Source organism: Pseudomonas salicis, from assembly GCF_057128705.1.
Window position 1 is genome coordinate 1,059,910 of sequence record NZ_JBSKHU010000001.1, and the last position, 18,106, is coordinate 1,078,015.

The following is an 18,106-nucleotide window of genomic DNA, read 5'->3' on the forward strand; positions in this document are numbered from 1 at the left end:
ACACCTCCGGGACGGTCTGAATACCGCGTGAGTGGCGTCAGCGTCCTGATCGGTTCCCGCTGAGGACTGCCCGTTATCCCCCGTTCGTCCAATACCCCGGCCGGTTGTACACCTCCTTCAGAAACGCGATGAAAAACCGCACCTTCGCGGGCAGGTAGTGCTGATGGGGATAGACCCCCTGAATGTCATAACTGGGCAACGCAAAGTCATCCAGCACCGTGACCAGCGCCCCGCTCCCCACCGCGTTCTGGATCTCCCACGTCGAGCGCCAGCACAGGCCCAGCCCGCGTTTGGCCCAGTCGTACAACAGCTCGCCATCGTTGCAATAGAGATTGCCCGTGACCTTGATCGCCACCGGTTTGCCGTCCCGCTGAAAGGTCCAGCCCCTGTGTTGTCCGCCCTGCAAGTTGAACGTCAGGCAATTGTGATCGGCCAGGTCTTCCAGCGTCTGCGGCAGACCGTGTTCCGCAAAATACCCCGGTGAGCCGCACACCACGCGTTTGTTGGCGTACAGCTTGATCGCCACATAGTTGGGGTCGAGCACCTCGCCGATGCGGATGCTCATGTCATAGCCCTCGCGCACCAGATCGACCACGTTGTCAGTGAGGTTGAACGACAGCTGCAAATCCGGAAAACGCGCTTGAAACTCCGGTGCGTGCGGGGCGACATGTTGACGCCCGAACCCTGCCGGGGCCGAGACAACCAGGTGCCCGCGCACGCTGTTTTCGTTCTCGCTGATGCTCGCGTCCAGCTCTTCGAACGACTGCAACACGGTCTTGGCGTTTTCCAGGTACGACTCGCCCGCATCGGTCAGGGTCAGGCCGCGAGTGGAGCGGTGAATCAGCTTCACCCCCAATCGATCTTCCAGTGCGCTCAGGCGTCGTCCCATGATCACCGGCGTCACACCTTCCACCAGCGCCGCCGCCGCAAAACTGCCGTGAGTGGCGACCAGCACGTAACTGCGTACCTCTGTGTAACGATCCATTCGATACTCCTGATACCGACAGAACTGCCAAAAGCAGCCATTCACAAACTCTCGAATTCAAATCAGGCTGAGCACGTACAAAAACTATCGAGTTCAGGAGACTAACAAATGACCATCATGAGAGCCATCGAAGCCGCCGTTCTGGTGATGCGTCGCGAAGGGGTCGATACCGCGTTCGGTATCCCCGGCGCTGCCATCAACCCGCTGTACGCAGCGTTCAAGAAACTCGGCGGCATCGATCACGTGCTGGCCCGCCACGTCGAAGGCGCCTCGCACATGGCCGAGGGGTACACCCGCGCCATCGCCGGGAACATCGGCGTGTGCATCGGCACCTCCGGCCCGGCCGGTACCGACATGATCACCGGCCTGTACTCAGCGTCCGCCGACTCGATCCCGATTCTCTGCATCACCGGCCAGGCGCCCCGGGCCCGCATGCACAAGGAAGATTTCCAGGCCGTCGACATCGCCAGCATTGCCGCGCCGGTCGCCAAATGGGCCACCACCGTCATGGAACCGGGCCAAGTGCCGTACGTGTTCCAGAAAGCGTTCCAGCTGATGCGCAGCGGCCGCCCGGGTCCGGTGTTGATCGACCTGCCGTTCGACGTGCAAATGGCCGAGATCGAATTCGACATCGACGCCTACGAGCCGCTGCCGGTGATCAAGCCCCAGGCCAGCCGTAACCAGATTGAAAAAGCCCTGACGATGCTCAACGCGTCCGAGCGTCCGCTGATCGTCGCCGGTGGCGGCATTATCAACGCCGATGCCTCGGATGCGCTGGTGGAATTCGCCGAGCTGACGGGCATTCCGGTCATCCCGACCCTCATGGGCTGGGGCACGATTCCGGACGATCACCCGCAAATGGCCGGCATGGTGGGCCTGCAAACCTCCCATCGTTATGGCAACGCGACGATGCTGGAATCGGACATGGTGCTGGGCATTGGCAACCGCTGGGCCAACCGCCACACCGGTACGGTTTCGGTGTACAGCGAAGGCCGCAAGTTCATCCACGTCGACATTGAGCCGACGCAGATCGGTCGCGTTTTGACGCCGGACCTGGGCATCGTTTCCGACGCAGGCGCCGCCTTGGCGATGTTCCTGGAAGTCGCTCGCGAATGGCACACCACTGGCAAGCTGAAAAACCGCAGCCAGTGGCTGGCCAGTTGTCAGGAACGCAAGCGCACGATGCAGCGCAAGACCCATTACGACAACGTGCCGGTCAAGCCGCAGCGCGTGTACGAAGAGATGAACCAGTATTTTGGCAAGGACACTTGCTACATCAGCACCATCGGTCTGTCGCAGATCGCTGGCGCGCAATTCCTGCACGTGTACAAGCCGCGTCACTGGATCAATTGCGGTCAGGCAGGCCCGCTGGGTTGGACCATTCCGGCAGCGCTGGGCGTGGCCAAGGCCGACCCGAGCCGCCAGGTTGTCGCACTGTCGGGCGACTATGACTTCCAGTTCATGATTGAAGAGTTGGCCGTGGGCGCGCAGTTCAAACTGCCGTACATCCACGTCGTGGTGAACAACTCGTACCTGGGTCTGATCCGTCAGGCGCAGCGCAACTTCGACATCGATTATTGCGTGCAGCTGGCGTTCGACAACATCAACGCCCCCGAGCTGGAAGGCTATGGCGTGGACCACGTTGCAGTGGCGGAAGGCCTGGGCTGCAAGGCTATTCGTGTCAGCGATCCGGCACACATCCAGGCCGCGTTCGCCGAGGCATCAAGCCTGATGCAGCAATACAGCGTGCCGGTGGTGGTCGAGATCATCCTTGAGCGCGTGACCAACATCGCCATGGGCACCGAGATCAACGCGATCAATGAATTCGAGTCGCTCGCCGACAACCGAGCCGACGCCCCGACCGCGATCAGCCTGCTGGACTAAATAACGGCACTGATCGACGCCACCGAATAAAGAGAAAGAAAGGAGCGAACCATGCCACGTCTCTGCGCCAACCTGTCCATGCTGTTCACCGAGCTGGACTTTCTGCAACGCTTCGAAGCTGCGGCCAATGCCGGGTTCAGCGGGGTGGAATACCTGTTTCCGTACGATTTCAGCTCGGCGCAAATCAAAGCCGAACTGGACGCCAACGGCCTGACCCAAGTGCTCTTCAACCTGCCAGCGGGCGACTGGGCCAAGGGCGAACGCGGGATTGCCTGCCACCCGGACCGGGTCGAAGAATTTTACGCCGGGGTCGATCTGGCCATCGCCTACGCCAAGGTTTTGGGCAACACCCAGGTCAACTGCCTGGCGGGGATCAAGCCACAGGGTTTCGATGACGCGCTGATCGAAAAGACCTTCGTTGACAACCTCAAGTACGCGGCCGACAGGCTGCAAGCCCAAGGCATCGATCTGGTCATGGAAATGATCAACACCCTGGACATCCCGGGCTTCTACCTCAGCACCACGGCCCAGGCCCTGGCGACCCGCGAGAAAGTCGGCAGCCGCAACCTGTCGCTGCAATACGACATCTATCACATGCAGATCATGGAGGGCGACCTGGCCCGCACCCTGGAAAAAAACCTGCCGGTGATTCGCCACGTGCAACTGGCCGACAACCCTGGGCGGCATGAGCCAGGGACTGGCGAGATCAACTACGGGTTCCTGTTCGGGCACCTGGACAAGCTGGGGTATCGCGGGTGGATCGGCTGTGAGTACAAGCCGTTGACCACCACCGAAGCGGGGCTTGGCTGGTTGAAGACCCATAACCTGATCTGACACAAACTGACGCCTACCGGGATCGCCCTGTAGGAGCGTGGCTTGCCCCGCGATCTGGTGCGAAGCAGCAGTAAAACCTGATACCTCAGCGTGCCTGACACACCGTGCGTTTCAGTTTTACGACCGGTGCCCGGTCGGTCGCGGGACAAGCCACGCTCCTACAGGCGGCACATATACAAAAAAGAGGAACATTTCATGGCTAACATCGGCTTTATCGGCACCGGCATCATGGGCCTGCCCATGGCGGAAAACCTGCAGAAAGCAGGTCATCAACTCATCCTGTCGAAACACTTCGTCGCCCCGCCCGCCTCCTTGATCGACGGCGGCGCGACGGTGTTGAACAACCCGCGAGAAGTGGCCCAGGAAGCGGAATTCATCATCGTCATGCTGCCCGACACCCCTCAGGTCAACGACGTACTGTTCGGCGAGAACGGCCTGAGCGAAGGCACCGGTGCGGGCAAAGTGGTGATCGACATGAGCTCGATTTCGCCGTCCGCCACCAAAACCTTCGCCGAGAAGATCAACGCCACGGGCGCGCAATACCTCGACGCCCCGGTGTCGGGCGGTGAAGTCGGCGCCAAGGCTGCGACCCTGAGCATCATGGTCGGGGGCAATCAAGGCACGTTCGAGCGCGCCCTGCCCTTGTTCCAGACCATGGGCAAGAACATCACGCTGGTCGGCGGCAATGGCGACGGCCAGACTGCCAAGGTCGCCAACCAGATCATCGTCGCCCTGAACATTCAGGCGGTGGCGGAAGCGCTGCTGTTCGCCTCGAAAAATGGGGCTGATCCGGCAAAAGTCCGCGAAGCGCTGATGGGCGGTTTCGCCTCGTCGAAAATTCTTGAAGTGCACGGCGAACGCATGATCAAAGGCACTTTCAACCCCGGCTTCCGCATCGCCCTGCACCAGAAAGACCTGAACCTTGCGTTGGAAGGCGCTCGCGAACTGGGGCTGAACCTGCCAAACACCGCCAACGCTCAACAGGTATTCAGCACCTGCGCGGCACTGGGGGGCAGCGGTTGGGACCACTCCGGCCTGATCAAAGGCCTGGAGCACATGTCGAACTTCTCGATTCGTGGGGATCACACGCCGGATTGATCTTTCACACAGCGTTCTACGCCATGAAAAAAGCCAGGCAACCGTTACGGGTTCGCCTGGCTTTTTATTACCAGCAGGTTTAACGCATCAGAACACGTTGATCGGGTAATCCGCGATCAGACGCAATTCATTCACGTCGCCTTCCGCCTGGTCGGCATTGGCGCGATGGATCGCTTCACGCAAACGCAGCGACAGGTTCTTCGCCGGGCCGGCCTGCACCACATATTTGGCCTCGACGTTGATTTCGTGGTGCTTGCCATCTTCACCGTAACCATAGTTCACGTAGGTGCTGTTCGACGGCATATGCGAGCCGTCGATATCATCACCGGTGATATAACGGGCCATGAAACTAAGCCCCGGCACGCCGTAGCTCGCCATGTTCAAGTCATAACGGGCTTGCCACGATTTCTCGCCGGGGCCGTTGAAGTCGGAGTATTGAACGGAGTTGGCGAGGAAGATCGAATCCGCCGTATCGCCAGGGCCGTTAATACCAAAGGCCACATAGTCGAAAGGGGTATCGCCATGCACTTTCTGGTACGCCAGCGTAATCGTGTGCGCGGTCAGGAAAGAATAAGCGGCGGCCAGCGACCACGTGGTGTTGCTGATATCACCGGCCTTGGCCGAACCGGCATCATTGGTGCGATAGATATTGAAGTCGAAGTTGACGGACTGGGTGTCGGTAATGCCTTGGGTGTAGTTGAGGTTACCGTAGTACTGGTCCCAGACGTCCTTCAGGTTGGAGCCATACAGGCTGGCCGTCAGGTTGTCGTTGAAGGTGTACTTGCCACCGGCATAGTCAATGCTCGACGCCGTAACACCCGCGTACGACGCATAAATATCGTGATCGTGGTTGGTGGTGACCGGGCCATTGCCGCCCGTGAAGTGACCACCATCCAGTTCCAGACCGGCGATGTCGCTGCTCAACAGGTTGAAGCCCGTGGCCGTCTGCGTAAACAGGCGCGAACCGCCTGCGGCAAACACCGGCGCGGTCGGCATCAGGTCGCCGTAGCGCAATTCGGTCTTGGAAATCCGCATTTTGATGGCGCCGCCCGCGGTGCCGTACTCGTCTTCCGGATCGCCGTGGCGATCCACCGGCAGGTTGCCAGTCCCCGCGGTGCCTGCGCCGCCGTCCAGCTTGATGCCCCACTCACCGTAGGCATCGACGCCAAAGCCCACCGTGCCTTGGGTGAACCCAGAGGTGAAGTTACCGATGACGCCCTGGGTCCAATCCTTGCGGTCGCCACCGCCGTTCTTGCCGTCGCGATTGAAGTAATAGTTCTTGAGATGAACGGTCAGGCTGCTGTCTTCGACAAAACCCTTGGCATCGGACTGATCACTGACGACGCCAGCGGCCGCCATCTGGCTCACGCCCAGCGAAACCGCGAGCGTCACGAGGTTCCATTTCACAAATGTCATTATTATCCCCTGTCTCAATTAAGGCCCAACGTTCCGCAAACCCTGACATGCAGGGTATCGTCCTGAGTTCAGGAGAAAGATGAAACGGTGGAATGTGCGCTATGGCAGATGGGCAAAAATACATCGGCACCGTAATTGATGTTCACGGTTGATCTACAGGCTACAGGCCCATTTCCTTATTGTTGCAATGAGGTATATCAACCCCATTTCTTGCCGAGTGTGCTCCTCGGGCGAAAAACTTTTAGCATTTTTCCGCCGGACGGTTCATGAATGGGTCGTGATAGTCACTATCGATCTTAGTAATAGTTGCAGCGCCGCCACCGGTGTTACCTTTGTCGGCGATGAAGCACACGAATCAATGACTTGGTGAATCCGCAGCATCAAGTAATCGAATCTTGCTCCACTTCATCATTCCTTTGGTAAGACTTTTTAGCCACCCCACGTCAGTGCGGTGGCTTTTTTTATTAAATAATCTTCATGCAGTTTTCACTATCTGGTTAATTCACGATAGTTCGCAACTCTCCGCGCACTTGATGCCATCACTCACAGTGTTTAATCACCCGCAGGCTTCATTTCCCGACCCGACTCGCCACCGGCAGCGTATATCGCCCCGATAGATAAAAGTGCCTGCAGACGGCTTAGCGATGACGTATAACGAGCATCAGTAGTAGCCATCTAATATCAGACAACAGTTGGAACCGGCGGACATGTTCAAACAGCTTACGATCGGCAAACGGCTTGGGCTCGGCTTCGGTCTGGTACTCGCCCTGATGATCCTCATCACCCTCATCGGCGTGCACCGGGTCAGCATTATTGAAAATACGCTGACGGATGTGAGTGAAGACGCCACGATCAAGCAGCGTTATGCGATCAACTTCCGAGGCAGCGTGCATGACCGGGCCATTGCGGTGCGCGACGCCGTGCTGGTCCGCGATGACCAGGGCCTGGCGACCCACCTGCGCGACATCGAGCGCCTGAACGCGCTGTATCAAGCGTCCGCCAGCCCGATGGACCAGATTTATCAAACCAAAGGCGCCACTGCCCGCGAACAGGAGTTTCTGGCCAGCATCAAAGCGGCGGAACGTGCCGCCCTGAGCGCGACCGACAAAGTGCTGCGCCTGCGTCAACAAGGCGACATCGACCAGGCACAGACCGCGCTGATGGCTGACGTTTCGGGCGCCTACAAGGACTGGCTGAACCGCATCAACGCGCTGATCGATCTGGAAGAAGCCTCCATTGCCGACCATATCGGCATGGTGCGCGTCACTGCCGCCAGTTTCGCGGTGCTGATGTTGATCGCCACCGCCGTTGCCGTGGCGCTGGGCGTTGTGGCTTCGCTGCTGATCATCCGCAGCGTCAAATCGACCCTCGGTGCAGAACCCCACGAAGTCGCGGCCTCCATCCGACGGCTGGCGTCGGGTGAACTGACTCAAGCCATTGAAACGCCCTACCCCGACAGCGTGATGGGCGCCTTGAAAATCACCAATGCGCACCTCTCCGCCACCATCAACCAGGTGCGGGCGGCGGCGATGGATTTGATGGGCTCGTCCTCGCAACTGCGCGCCAGTTCCGACAGCAACAGCGAACAGATGCGCTTGCAGGCCACCGAGACTGAGCACATGGCCACGGCTATCGGCCAAATGGCGGGCACCGTCAAGGAAGTCGCCGGTTACGCGGCCAAGGCGGCGAACGCCACCGAAACAGCCGATCAGGAAGTCGAGTACGGCAAGCTCATGGTCGAAGGCACCGCCAAAGCCATGCACGAACTGGCGTACAAGCTGGAAAGCGCCGCTGATTCTGTCGGAAAAGTCTCCGAAGACAGTCAGTCCATCGAGACCATCGTCGCGGTGATCAACGCCATCGCCGAACGCACCAACCTGCTGGCCCTGAACGCCGCCATCGAAGCCGCCCGAGCCGGTGAAGCAGGTCGTGGCTTTGCCGTGGTGGCCGATGAAGTTCGCTCGCTGGCCACACGGACACAGGAGTCCACACAGGAAATCCGCAACATGGTTGGCCAGTTGCAGGCCGGTGCTGGCGTCACGGCCGGGCTGATGCGCGAAAGCCGGGAAATGGCTCACCGTACGGTCCAGCAGACCCAGGAAGCGCAAACGGCGCTGGTGAAAATTCGCCACGAGGTTGGTGCGCTGAATGACATGAACGCGCAAATCGCCAGTGCCGCTGCGCAGCAAGGCGCCGTGGCGGAAGACGTCAGCCAGAACATTAACCGTATTCATGACTCGGCCCGCGAGGCGGCGGTGGGCTCTAATCAGGTCGCACTGTCGAGCAAGGAGCTTTCGCAACTCGCCGATCAACTCACCGCCCGCGTGAGCTTTTTCAAGGTCTGAAACGGGCTGGGCGTGCCGGGATGAGGTAGGGTCCCGGTACGTCGGACCTTCTCCGAAAAGAATTTACGACCGGGCCGAATAACTTTCTTCGCCGGGGTGTTTACGGTTCGACACTTTCGGGGATTACACATGAACAGCACGACTTCACGCCTGCACAGCCTTCCCGCTCACCACTACGACCGCATCACTCGCCTTTTTCACTGGCTGACCGCCGCGGTTGTCATTTTTCTGTTCGCCAGCGCCCACATCTGGGCGTTTCTCGCCAAAGGCACGGACCTGCGCAAGGGGCTACAGTCAGTGCATATTTCCTTGGGCATCGCTTTTGCCGTGCTGATCGTCGCGCGCATCGTGTGGCGCGTGTTCGGTGGCAATCGCCCGAAACACGACACCCACCCCGCCGCCCATCTGGCGGCCAGCCTCGGGCACGGCGTGCTGTACCTGCTGTTGCTGGCGCAGATCTCGCTGGGTTTTCTGTTTCGCTGGGCGCAGGGTGAGCCGTTCACGTTCTTTGGCTTATTTCCGATCCCGGCGCCGTTCGCCATCGATCACGGGCTGCGGAGCACCTTGGGCGGTCTGCATGACAACGTTGCCTGGGCGATCATCTTTTTGGCAGGGGTGCATGCCGCCGCTGCGTTGTGGCATCACTACATCATCGGCGACAGCACCTTGAAACGCATGTTGCCGATGCCTCGCGGGGATCTGCGCGGCTGATCCTTCGCTGACCGGGCCTGCACCCGGTCGTTGTGGTGTTCGGCAGGGCCGAACGCGTATTCGATCCCATCATTTACGGAGCATGAGAACCATGAACACCCACTCGGCACATGCCACGCCGTCCCGTCCCTCCCTGTTGCTGGGGGCCTGCGTGGCCCTGGCGCTGTTCGCCGGTCAGGCCCACGCCTCGGGCGACGAATCCGCCCCGCCCAAGCCCAACTGCCCGAAAGGCCAGGTCTGGGACAGCAAATCCGGCAAATGCGTCATGCAGACCAGCAAGGCCACCTCGGACGCCGACCGCACCGATTATGCCTACCGCCTCGCCAAAGACGGCCGCTACGAAGAAGCGCTGTCGTTGCTCGACACCCTGCAAAACCCGAATACCGCGAAGGCGCTGAACTATCGCGGCTACGCCACCCGCAAATTGGGCCGGACCGATGAAGGCATCGGCTACTACCTGAAATCCGTGGCCCTGGACCCCAACTACGCACAAGTGCGGGAGTACCTGGGCGAGGCGTACGTGATCAAGGGCCGCGTCGATCTCGCTCAAGAACAGTTGGTGAAGATCAAGGCGCTGTGCAGCACCACCTGTGAAGAGTACGAAGACCTGGCCGACGCCATCGCCGCAGCGCCGCAGACCTGAGTTCGCTTCAGTGAATGATGAGCGACAGGCCGGGAGGCCATCATAGGCAGAGACGCTGAGTTTCGCCGGGAGCTGGGTCTTCTGTTGCCAAGGTTGTGGCGATACGGCTGGGTGCTGTCTCGACAAAAGCACCTGGCCGATGATCTGGTGCAAGCCACCTGTGTCCGGGCGCTGGAGCGTGCCGCGCAGTTCGCCGCGGGCACCCGTCTGGACCGTTGGCTGTTGGCGATCATGCATTCGATCTGGCTCAACGAACTGCGCTCGCAACGGGTCCGTCAGGGCCAGGGTTTCGTCGATGCCGAGCAGGAACTGTCCTTTGACGGGGAAAGCCAGGCGCAGAAAGAGGTCCTCGCCGCCCAAGTGATCAAACGTGTCAACGCGCTGCCGGAAGCCCAACGCGAAACGGTCTTTCTGACCTATGTCGAAGGACTTTCGTACAAGGAGACTGCCGACATCCTGCAAATTCCCGTGGGCACCGTCATGAGCCGATTGGCGGCCGCGCGCCTGAAACTGGCTGAAACCGCACCACCCGCCATGTCGAGCCCTTCGACAGGAGAACGGCGATGACCCACGATACGACACACGCCCCCCCTTCGGACGAATGGCTGGTCGCCTGGCTGGACGACGAACTCGACCGGGAACAACGCCAGTCCATCGATGACCTGCTGCGCACCGACGCCTCGGTCGCGGCACGGTTTGAACGGCTGAAACGGTCGGACCTGCCGTTTCGCGAAGCGTTTGATTCGGTCCTGGACGATGCCCCCACCGCACGCCTGCAACACATGCTCGACGGGTTGCCCGCAGCGGCCGCACCACCGAAGCCAGCCCTGAGCCGTCGCGGTTTCCTGGCCATGGCCGCGACCTTCGTTGTCGCCGGAATCGCCGCAGATCGCCTGTTTATGGGGGTCCAAAGCCCTAAATCCGGCGGCGGATGGCGCGGTTCGGTGGCCGAATACATGGCGTTGTACACCCCGCAAACCCTCGACAACCTGACCGCTGACCGCTCGTCCCATGTCTCCCAGTTGAGTTCGGTGGGACAACAGCTCGGCCTGGCGCTGAACCCTGAAATGGTGGCATTGCCCGGTGCGGAATTCCGGCGGGCGCAAATCCTCGACTACGACGGCGTGCTTATCGGCCAATTGACCTACCTCGATGCCCGGCACGGCCCCTTGGCGTTGTGCATCAATCAAGCACGCACCGGCAGCGAAACCCTTGGCCGGGAACAACGCCTGGGACTCAACGTGGTGTACTGGTCCAACACCCGGCAGGACTTCATGCTGGTGGGCAAAAACCCGTTCGAAGACCTGGAGATCATGGCCCGCAGCGTTCAGAAACGCCTTCCGGTCTGATGCACCGTTCAGGGGTTTAACTGGAGTCGAGAGGCGGTTTCTGGTCTAGTAGCGCTCGCATTGACCGGAATCGACACGGCATCGGCTCCAGACCGGCCTGTCGCTGCAACACGCTTTCACGAATTCGAAGGAACCCTTGATGTCTGCCCACCGCTTGAAACTCGCCCTCGCTTGCCTGCCGTTGCTCGCCTCCCTGATCGCCACGCCGGCTTTCGCCCATGCGCACCTGGAGAGCCAACTGCCTGCCGCCGACAGCGAAGTGACCACGCCCAAGGAACTGCGCCTGAATTTCTCAGAAGGCGTCGAAGAAAAATTCACCAAAGTCGCGATCAGCCTCGACGGTCCGGGGGAAACCACCGAAATCATCCAGACCCAGAGCGTCACCACCGACCCCGCCGATAAAAAAGTGCTGATCGTGGTCCCGGCCGTCCCGCTGGCCCCGGGCAAATACAAGGTCGAATGGCATGCGGTGTCGGTCGATACGCACAAAAGCGAAGGCGTTTATCGCTTTCAGGTGACGCCATAACGCCATGCAAGAAGGGTTGATCCTGTGCCGGTTCGTGCACTTTGGCGCTGTCTTGCTGCTGTTCGGTTCGGGCCTGTTTCGCAGTGTGCTATTCACCTCGAACCTGACGGCGTTCGTAACACGTCCCGACAGCCGTCGACTTGACCTCCAGCTCGCGTGGCTGACCGGCACGGCGCTGCTGAGCGCACTGGGCTGGCTGATGCTGACCGCCGGGAGCATGGCCGGTGACTGGCGCGAAGGGTTTGCGCCCTCCACGCTCGCACTGGTCCTGGGCCACACCTTCTTCGGTCACGTCTGGGTCGTGCATCTGGCGCTCAATCTGCTGGCATTGATCTGGGTGATCCGTCCGGGCATATCGGTGAAGTCGCGCCTTTGGATCAACGCCCTTTTGTTGCTGACGCTGGCGCCGGTGGGTCATGGCGCCATGTTCGACGGCCTGCGCGGCCAACTGCTGATCCTCAACCAGATGCTGCACCTGCTCGGCGTCGCCACCTGGCTGGGCGGCCTGCTGATGCTGGCCGTTCTGATCAAATCCGTTGATCCGGTGGGCCTGCGTGCCGTGCTGCTGCGCTTCAGCGGCATCGGTTACGGGCTGGTGGCGGTGATCATCGTCACAGGGCTGGTCAACGTGCGCGCCCTGAGTGGCGGATGGTGGCCAGACCCGGCGTTTTCGGGGTTCGGCGCAGTGCTGGGGATCAAAGTGGCACTGGTGCTGTGCATGCTGGCGCTGGCAGCGGTGAACCGAAGCCTGGCGCGCGCCCACGTCTTGCGACTTCCCGTCTTGAGGGCCAGTGTACTGCTCGAAGGCCTGTCGGGTGGGGCCGCGCTGGCGGCCGTGTCCTTGCTGGGCACTCTGCCGCCCATGCCAGGCTGAATTTGACCGCAAGACTCGGGGTTCCTGACCTCGGCGCAGGCAGTAGTCTTGAGGCTCAACAGTCATTTTCAGAGGTAATGGGTCATGGGCCAGGGCAAGTTGCAACGGTCTGCACAACACATCGAAGACGACCCGCGCTGGGCGGCCGTGGTAGCCCGTGACCCGGCTGCCGACGCGCAGTTCGTCTACGCCGTCCGCACGACCGGCATTTACTGCCGCCCCAGCAGCGTGTCGCGCCTGCCGCGTCCGGAGAACGTGATTTTCTTCGACTGCGCGGCGCAAGCCGAAGCCGCCGGTTACCGCCCCAGCAAACGGGCCGCTGCCGATCAGACCCACCTGGCCGAGCAACACGCCGGGATCGTCGCCAACGCGTGCCGACACATCGCCGAGGCGGAACAGCCCCCCAGCCTCAACGCCCTCGCCGCACGCTCGGGCATGAGCCCTTGGCATTTTCACCGTGTGTTCAAGGCCGTCACGGGCGTCACTCCCAAGGCCTGGGCCAGCGCCCACCGCGCCGAGCGCGTGCGCCATCGACTGAGCGACACCCAGACCATCACCCAGGCAATGTACGACGCAGGGTTCAACTCCAACAGCCGCTTCTACGAAGCCAGCGAAACCCTGCTCGGCATGACGCCGTCGGACTACCGCAAGGGCGGCACCAACGCCGACATTCATTTTGCGGTGGGCGAATGCTTCCTTGGCTCGATTCTGGTCGCTCAGAGCCAACGCGGCGTGTGCGCGATCCTGCTCGGCGATGATCCGGACCAACTCGTCCGCGATCTGCAAGATCAGTTTCACAACGCCACGCTGATTGGCGGCGACGGCGGATTCGAGCAGTTGGTGGCTCAGGTCGTCGGCTTCGTCGAAGCCCCCGGACTGGGTCTGGACTTGCCCCTGGATTTGCAAGGCACGGCGTTTCAGCAACGGGTCTGGCAGGCGCTGAAACACATCCCGCCAGGCACCACCGCCAGCTACGCAGACATTGCCAAACGCATCGGCGCGCCCCGCTCGTTCCGCGCTGTCGCGCAGGCGTGCGGCGCTAACCCGCTGGCAGTGGCTATCCCCTGTCATCGGGTGGTGCGCAGCGACGGCGGGCTGTCCGGATATCGCTGGGGCGCGGAGCGCAAGCGTCAGTTGCTCGACCACGAAACACAGGCAAATCCGTGTAACAGCTTGGCGCTTGAGAAACCCTGACAGGGGCGTAACGTCCTGCGTCGGACATCTGATGAAGGAGCATGGACGTGCCTGCCATTTTTCAAGCGTCGACTCACGCGGCTTCGCCCGCTTTCTGGCTGATCGCCGATCAGCTCAGCACCCGCAATGAAACAGAACGACTCGCCTACATCCGCACCGGTTTTCCGCCAGGGTGGGTCAAGACCGTACGCAACGCATTTCAATTGAGCAACAGCCAGCTGGAAGCCCTGCTCAACGCCTCGATTTCGACACTGGAACGTCGGCAGCGGCAACGACGGCCACTGGATCTGGTCGGTTCCGAACGGCTGGACCGGGTCGCTTCGCTGGCCATGCGCGCCGCCGAGGTGTTCCAGGACCAAGACACCGCACGGCGCTGGATGATGACCGTTAATCGCGCCCTCAACGACCAGACCCCGCTCACTTTGTGCGAAACCGAAATCGGCGCTGGCCAGGTTCGCCGCGCGTTGGCGGCCCTGGAACATGGCGGGGTGGTGTGATGCACGCCTGGAGAATCAGCAAGGCCGACGACATCACTGGCCTTACCGGCGCAGGCGCCGCCGTGTACGGCGGTCGCTGGAATCCGCCGGACGTACCCGCCGTGTACCTGGGCCTGAGTCCGTCCGGCTGCGCGCTCGACCCGGTGATCCTCGCCGGGCACGTTCCTCAACTGCGTTTCAAGCTCATGCACCTCGAATTGCCGCCCGACCCCGAACTGTATGAAACGCCCGCCGTCGACCAATTGCCGATGGGCTGGGACAACTTCCCCGCCGACCGGCCCAGCATGGACTACGGGGGCGAATGGCTCGAACGCAATGACCAGTTGGGATTGATCCTGCCGTCAGCCGCCATGGAGGAAATACGGCTGGTGCTGATCAATCCAAAACACCCGGCCTGCAGCCTAATCAAGGTGCTGCAAATCACCGACTTTTTCTATGGCAAATCGGGGACCCGCAGCGCGGCTTAGCGCCCGGTGTCGACGACCACCCGCCCGCGCACCTGCCCATCCATCAGCCGATGGGCAGTCGCGATCACCTCACTCAAGCCGATTTCGTGGCTGATCAGCGCCAGCGCCTTCGGGTCCAGGTCGGTCGCCAGTCGCGTCCATGCGTCGATACGGTCCTGACGCGGACGCATGACGCTGTCGATGCCCGCCAGCGTGACACCGCGCAAGATGAAAGGCGCGACCGACGCGGGAAAGTCCATGCCTTGGGCCAGCCCGCAGGCGGCGACCGTGCCCCAATAACGGGTGCTGGCGCAGACATTGGCCAAGGTGTGACTGCCTACCGAATCGATGGCGCCTGCCCAGCGCTCTTTGGCCAGAGGGCGTCCGGGCTCGGACAGGGTGGCGCGGTCGATGATTTCCGCCGCGCCCAGTTGCTTCAGGTATTCCGCTTCGGAGGCCCGCCCGGTGGACGCCACCACGCGATAACCGAGTTTCGCCAGCAAGGCAATCGAGAAGCTGCCGACGCCGCCATTGGCGCCGGTCACCAGCACGTCGCCCTTGTCCGGGGTCACGCCGTTCTTCTCCAGCGCCATCACCGCTAGCATGGCTGTGTAACCTGCTGTGCCGATGGCCATCGCCTGGGCGGGGGTGAATGCCGCATTCAGCGGGATCAGCCATTTACCTTGAACCCGCGCCACCTGCGCCAGCCCACCCCAATGCCCTTCGCCAACACCCCAACCGTTGAGCACGACCGCATCGCCGGACTTGAAATCCGGATCGCCGCTGTCCTCGACAATGCCCGCCAGATCAACGCCCGGCACCATCGGAAACTGACGGACAATCGGCCCCTTGCCGGTGATCGCCAGGGCATCCTTGTAGTTGAGTGTGCTGTGGGACACCCGCACGGTGACGTCGCCTGCGGGCAGCTGCGACTCATCGATAGACGTCAGTTTGACGTGATAACCGCTGTCGTCTTTATCGATCAAAATGCCATTGAACATGCTCTTCTCCCGTATAGACCGATCGTCTATAAATAGAGCCGAAGAAATCAGCGTGGCAGCCCACGCAGAAACCCGGCGATGAATGTATTGAGGGGGGTGTCGCTCTGAACGAGCCGTGCGCGCAACACGGCGCCTTCCCAACCGATCCAGAAATACGCGGCCAGCTCGCCACAATCCGCACGCCCTGGCAGTTCTCCAACGGCCTTTGCCGCATCGAAGCAAGCACACAAGCGCCGTTGCCAATCGAGGAACGTCTGCTCCAGCGCGTCGCGAAACCCTTCCGGCAGCACGCTGACTTCCTGACCCATGTTGCCCACGAGGCAGCCGCGCCTGAAATCATAACGGGCCATGCTCGCCTTGGAGTGCTGTACGAAACCGGCCAGGCGTTCCAGAGGCGACAGCGACTCATCCAGCAACCAGCGGTCCAGGCGCCTTGCGAAATAGCCTGCATAACTGTCCAGCACCGCGAGCCCGAACGCCTCTTTACTGGCGAAGTAATGGTAGAACGAGCCCTTGGGCACGCCCACGCGTTTTAGGATGCTGTCGATGCCAGTGGCCATGAAGCCCTGCTCGGTCAGCACTTCCACACCGCAGCGAATAAGGGCTTCACGGGTGTCGAAGTCGTCGGGGCGGGCCACTTTCGGAGGACGCCCTGGGCGTCGGGGTTTTGCGATCAGATCAGTCATGGAATGCCATATTAGACCGACCGTCTAATAAATCAACCTAAACCGAACAACCGCAATCTGGCTTCCTTGCCACGCGCTATCGCTATATATTCCGCTGCATAGCGTTTGGCCGGTACGAGCCGACCCTGCCCTCACTCACATAAAAACCAACATGGAGCTGCTTCATGCGCGCAACGTCCCTCCGCGTCACCTTCAAATCCCTGGCCCTCGCCGTCGCGGCCTTGTCCGCAAGCAGCGCGTTCGCCGATGAAGTGCAAGTCGCCGTCGCGGCCAACTTCACCGCTCCGATCCAGGCCATCGCTAAGGATTTCGAAAAAGACACCGGCCATAAACTGGTCGCGTCGTTTGGCGCCACGGGTCAGTTCTACACGCAGATCAAGAACGGCGCGCCGTTCGAAGTGTTCCTCGCCGCCGACGACACCACCCCGGCCAAACTGGAAAGCGAAAACGAAATCGTCAAAGGCTCGCGCTTCACCTATGCCGTCGGCACGCTGGCCCTGTGGTCCGCCAAAGAAGGTTATGTCGATGACAAGGGCGAAGTGCTGAAAAAGAACGCGTACCAACACCTCTCCATCGCCAACCCGAAAGCCGCGCCTTATGGCCTGGCCGCCACTCAGGTGCTGGAAAAGGAAGGCCTGACTGAAGCGACCAAGGCCAAGATCGTCGAGGGCCAGAGCATCGCCCAAGCGTTCCAGTTCGTGCAGACCGGCAACGCCGAGCTGGGTTTCGTCGCGCTGTCACAGGTGTATAAAGACGGCAAATTGACCAGCGGTTCCGCGTGGATCGTGCCGGCCAACCTGCATGAGCCGATCAAACAGGACGCGGTCATCCTCAACAAAGGCAAGGACAGTGCCGCTGCTAAAGCTCTGATGGACTACCTGAAAGGTCCAAAAGCAGCTGCCGTCATCAAATCCTACGGGTATCAGCTGTAAATGCCGCTGGGCAGTGCCGACCTGGCGGCGATCTGGCTGACGCTGAAGCTGGCGTCGTTGACCACCGTGATTCTGCTGATCGTCGGCACCCCCATCGCGTTGTGGCTGGCCCACACCCGGTCATGGCTCAAGGGCCCGGTGGGGGCTATCGTCGCTTTGCCGTTGGTGTTGCCGCCCACGGTCATCGGCTTCTACCTTTTATTGCTGCTGGGGCCGAATGGCGCGTTTGGACAATTCACCCAAAGCCTTGGGCTGGGCACGCTGACGTTCAGTTTCAGCGGCCTGGTCCTCGGTTCAGTGCTGTATTCAATGCCCTTCGTGGTCCAGCCGCTGCAGAATGCGTTCGTGGCGATTGGCCCGCGCCCGCTTGAAGTCGCCGCCACCCTGCGTGCCACCCCGTGGGACACCTTCTTTTCCGTCGTCCTGCCGCTGGCTCGCCCGGGCTTCATCACCGGCGCCATCCTCGGCTTCGCGCACACCGTGGGTGAATTCGGCGTGGTGCTGATGATCGGCGGCAACATCCCCGAAAAAACCCGCGTGGTCTCGACGCAGATCTACAACCACGTTGAATCCATGGAGTACGCGCAGGCCCACTGGCTCGCGGGCTTCATGCTGGTGTTCTCTTTTCTGGTTCTGTTGGCCCTCTACTCCAGCGGCAAGACCAAAGCGACCTGGAGCTGACCGT

The 18,106-nt window shown here is 61.1% G+C and carries 18 protein-coding genes and 2 pseudogenes; 16 read left to right on the forward strand and 4 right to left on the reverse strand.

What is annotated here, in order from left to right:
* Positions 1-73: 73 nt before the first annotated feature.
* Positions 74-985: a LysR family transcriptional regulator gene (locus tag ACWKWE_RS04830; protein WP_166594651.1), complete on the reverse strand. Its 912-nt coding sequence runs from the start codon at positions 983-985 to the stop codon at positions 74-76.
* A gap of 108 nt (positions 986-1,093) precedes the next feature.
* Here ACWKWE_RS04830 and gcl point away from each other — a divergent pair, with 108 nt between their 5' ends.
* The 3 genes from gcl (at position 1,094) to ACWKWE_RS04845 (ending at position 4,801) form a co-directional block, all read left to right on the forward strand.
* Positions 1,094-2,869, forward strand: a complete 1,776-nt coding sequence (gene gcl, locus ACWKWE_RS04835) for a glyoxylate carboligase (RefSeq protein WP_483849838.1) — start codon at positions 1,094-1,096, stop codon at positions 2,867-2,869.
* Positions 2,870-2,920: 51 nt separating this feature from the next.
* Positions 2,921-3,703: a hydroxypyruvate isomerase gene (gene hyi / locus ACWKWE_RS04840; protein WP_483849839.1), complete on the forward strand. Its 783-nt coding sequence runs from the start codon at positions 2,921-2,923 to the stop codon at positions 3,701-3,703.
* Between the two features lie 195 nt (positions 3,704-3,898).
* Complete coding sequence (locus ACWKWE_RS04845) at positions 3,899-4,801, forward strand: 2-hydroxy-3-oxopropionate reductase (protein WP_483849840.1); 903 nt, start codon at positions 3,899-3,901, stop codon at positions 4,799-4,801.
* Positions 4,802-4,888: 87 nt separating this feature from the next.
* On the opposite strand, the gene ACWKWE_RS04850 is transcribed toward ACWKWE_RS04845, so the two are convergent.
* The gene (locus tag ACWKWE_RS04850; RefSeq protein WP_483849841.1) at positions 4,889-6,217 is read right to left on the reverse strand and encodes an OprD family porin; all 1,329 of its coding nucleotides are present in this window, start codon (positions 6,215-6,217) and stop codon (positions 4,889-4,891) included.
* A gap of 707 nt (positions 6,218-6,924) precedes the next feature.
* Between ACWKWE_RS04850 and ACWKWE_RS04855 the strand changes: the two are divergent.
* The 11 genes and pseudogenes from ACWKWE_RS04855 to ACWKWE_RS04905 form a co-directional block, all read left to right on the forward strand.
* Positions 6,925-7,434, forward strand: a pseudogene (locus tag ACWKWE_RS04855) (MCP four helix bundle domain-containing protein); the annotation flags it as partial.
* Positions 7,435-8,055: 621 nt separating this feature from the next.
* Positions 8,056-8,562, forward strand: a pseudogene (locus tag ACWKWE_RS04860) (methyl-accepting chemotaxis protein); the annotation flags it as partial.
* A gap of 129 nt (positions 8,563-8,691) precedes the next feature.
* The gene (locus ACWKWE_RS04865; RefSeq protein ID WP_483849842.1) at positions 8,692-9,273 is read left to right on the forward strand and encodes a cytochrome b; all 582 of its coding nucleotides are present in this window, start codon (positions 8,692-8,694) and stop codon (positions 9,271-9,273) included.
* A 91-nt stretch (positions 9,274-9,364) separates the two neighbouring features.
* On the forward strand, positions 9,365-9,916 hold the full coding sequence (locus ACWKWE_RS04870) for a tetratricopeptide repeat protein (protein WP_483849843.1): 552 nt from the start codon (positions 9,365-9,367) through the stop codon (positions 9,914-9,916).
* 72 nt (positions 9,917-9,988) lie between these two features.
* Entirely contained in the window at positions 9,989-10,483 is a 495-nt protein-coding gene (locus ACWKWE_RS04875; protein ID WP_166594772.1) for an RNA polymerase sigma factor, read from the forward strand.
* Positions 10,480-11,265, forward strand: coding sequence for an anti-sigma factor family protein (locus ACWKWE_RS04880; RefSeq protein WP_166594659.1), 786 nt, complete (start codon positions 10,480-10,482; stop codon positions 11,263-11,265). The genes ACWKWE_RS04875 and ACWKWE_RS04880 overlap by 4 nt, the downstream gene beginning before the upstream one ends.
* Before the next feature lie 139 nt (positions 11,266-11,404).
* Positions 11,405-11,791 (forward strand): copper homeostasis periplasmic binding protein CopC, encoded by a 387-nt coding sequence (gene copC, locus ACWKWE_RS04885; protein ID WP_166594660.1) that lies wholly within the window; start codon positions 11,405-11,407, stop codon positions 11,789-11,791.
* Between the two features lie 4 nt (positions 11,792-11,795).
* Complete coding sequence (gene copD, locus ACWKWE_RS04890; protein ID WP_483849844.1) at positions 11,796-12,665, forward strand: copper homeostasis membrane protein CopD; 870 nt, start codon at positions 11,796-11,798, stop codon at positions 12,663-12,665.
* Between the two features lie 84 nt (positions 12,666-12,749).
* Complete coding sequence (gene ada, locus ACWKWE_RS04895) at positions 12,750-13,859, forward strand: bifunctional DNA-binding transcriptional regulator/O6-methylguanine-DNA methyltransferase Ada (RefSeq protein ID WP_483849845.1); 1,110 nt, start codon at positions 12,750-12,752, stop codon at positions 13,857-13,859.
* Between the two features lie 47 nt (positions 13,860-13,906).
* Positions 13,907-14,356 carry a type II RES/Xre toxin-antitoxin system antitoxin gene (parS, locus tag ACWKWE_RS04900; RefSeq protein WP_483849846.1) on the forward strand — a complete coding sequence of 150 codons (450 nt, stop codon included), beginning with the start codon at positions 13,907-13,909 and terminating at the stop codon, positions 14,354-14,356.
* The gene (locus ACWKWE_RS04905; RefSeq protein WP_483849847.1) at positions 14,356-14,823 is read left to right on the forward strand and encodes an RES family NAD+ phosphorylase; all 468 of its coding nucleotides are present in this window, start codon (positions 14,356-14,358) and stop codon (positions 14,821-14,823) included. Before parS ends, ACWKWE_RS04905 begins: the two co-directional genes overlap by 1 nt.
* Here the strand turns inward: ACWKWE_RS04905 and acuI are convergent.
* Positions 14,820-15,803 (reverse strand): acrylyl-CoA reductase (NADPH), encoded by a 984-nt coding sequence (acuI, locus tag ACWKWE_RS04910; protein ID WP_483849848.1) that lies wholly within the window; start codon positions 15,801-15,803, stop codon positions 14,820-14,822. The genes ACWKWE_RS04905 and acuI overlap by 4 nt on opposite strands.
* Before the next feature lie 47 nt (positions 15,804-15,850).
* Positions 15,851-16,489 carry an acrylate utilization transcriptional regulator AcuR gene (acuR, locus tag ACWKWE_RS04915; RefSeq protein WP_166594666.1) on the reverse strand — a complete coding sequence of 213 codons (639 nt, stop codon included), beginning with the start codon at positions 16,487-16,489 and terminating at the stop codon, positions 15,851-15,853.
* A gap of 164 nt (positions 16,490-16,653) precedes the next feature.
* Here acuR and modA point away from each other — a divergent pair, with 164 nt between their 5' ends.
* Positions 16,654-17,421 (forward strand): molybdate ABC transporter substrate-binding protein, encoded by a 768-nt coding sequence (gene modA, locus ACWKWE_RS04920; RefSeq protein WP_166594667.1) that lies wholly within the window; start codon positions 16,654-16,656, stop codon positions 17,419-17,421.
* A complete protein-coding gene (gene modB / locus ACWKWE_RS04925; RefSeq protein ID WP_166594668.1) occupies positions 17,422-18,102 on the forward strand; it encodes a molybdate ABC transporter permease subunit in 681 nt (226 codons plus the stop codon).
* The last annotated feature ends 4 nt before the right edge of the window (positions 18,103-18,106 follow it).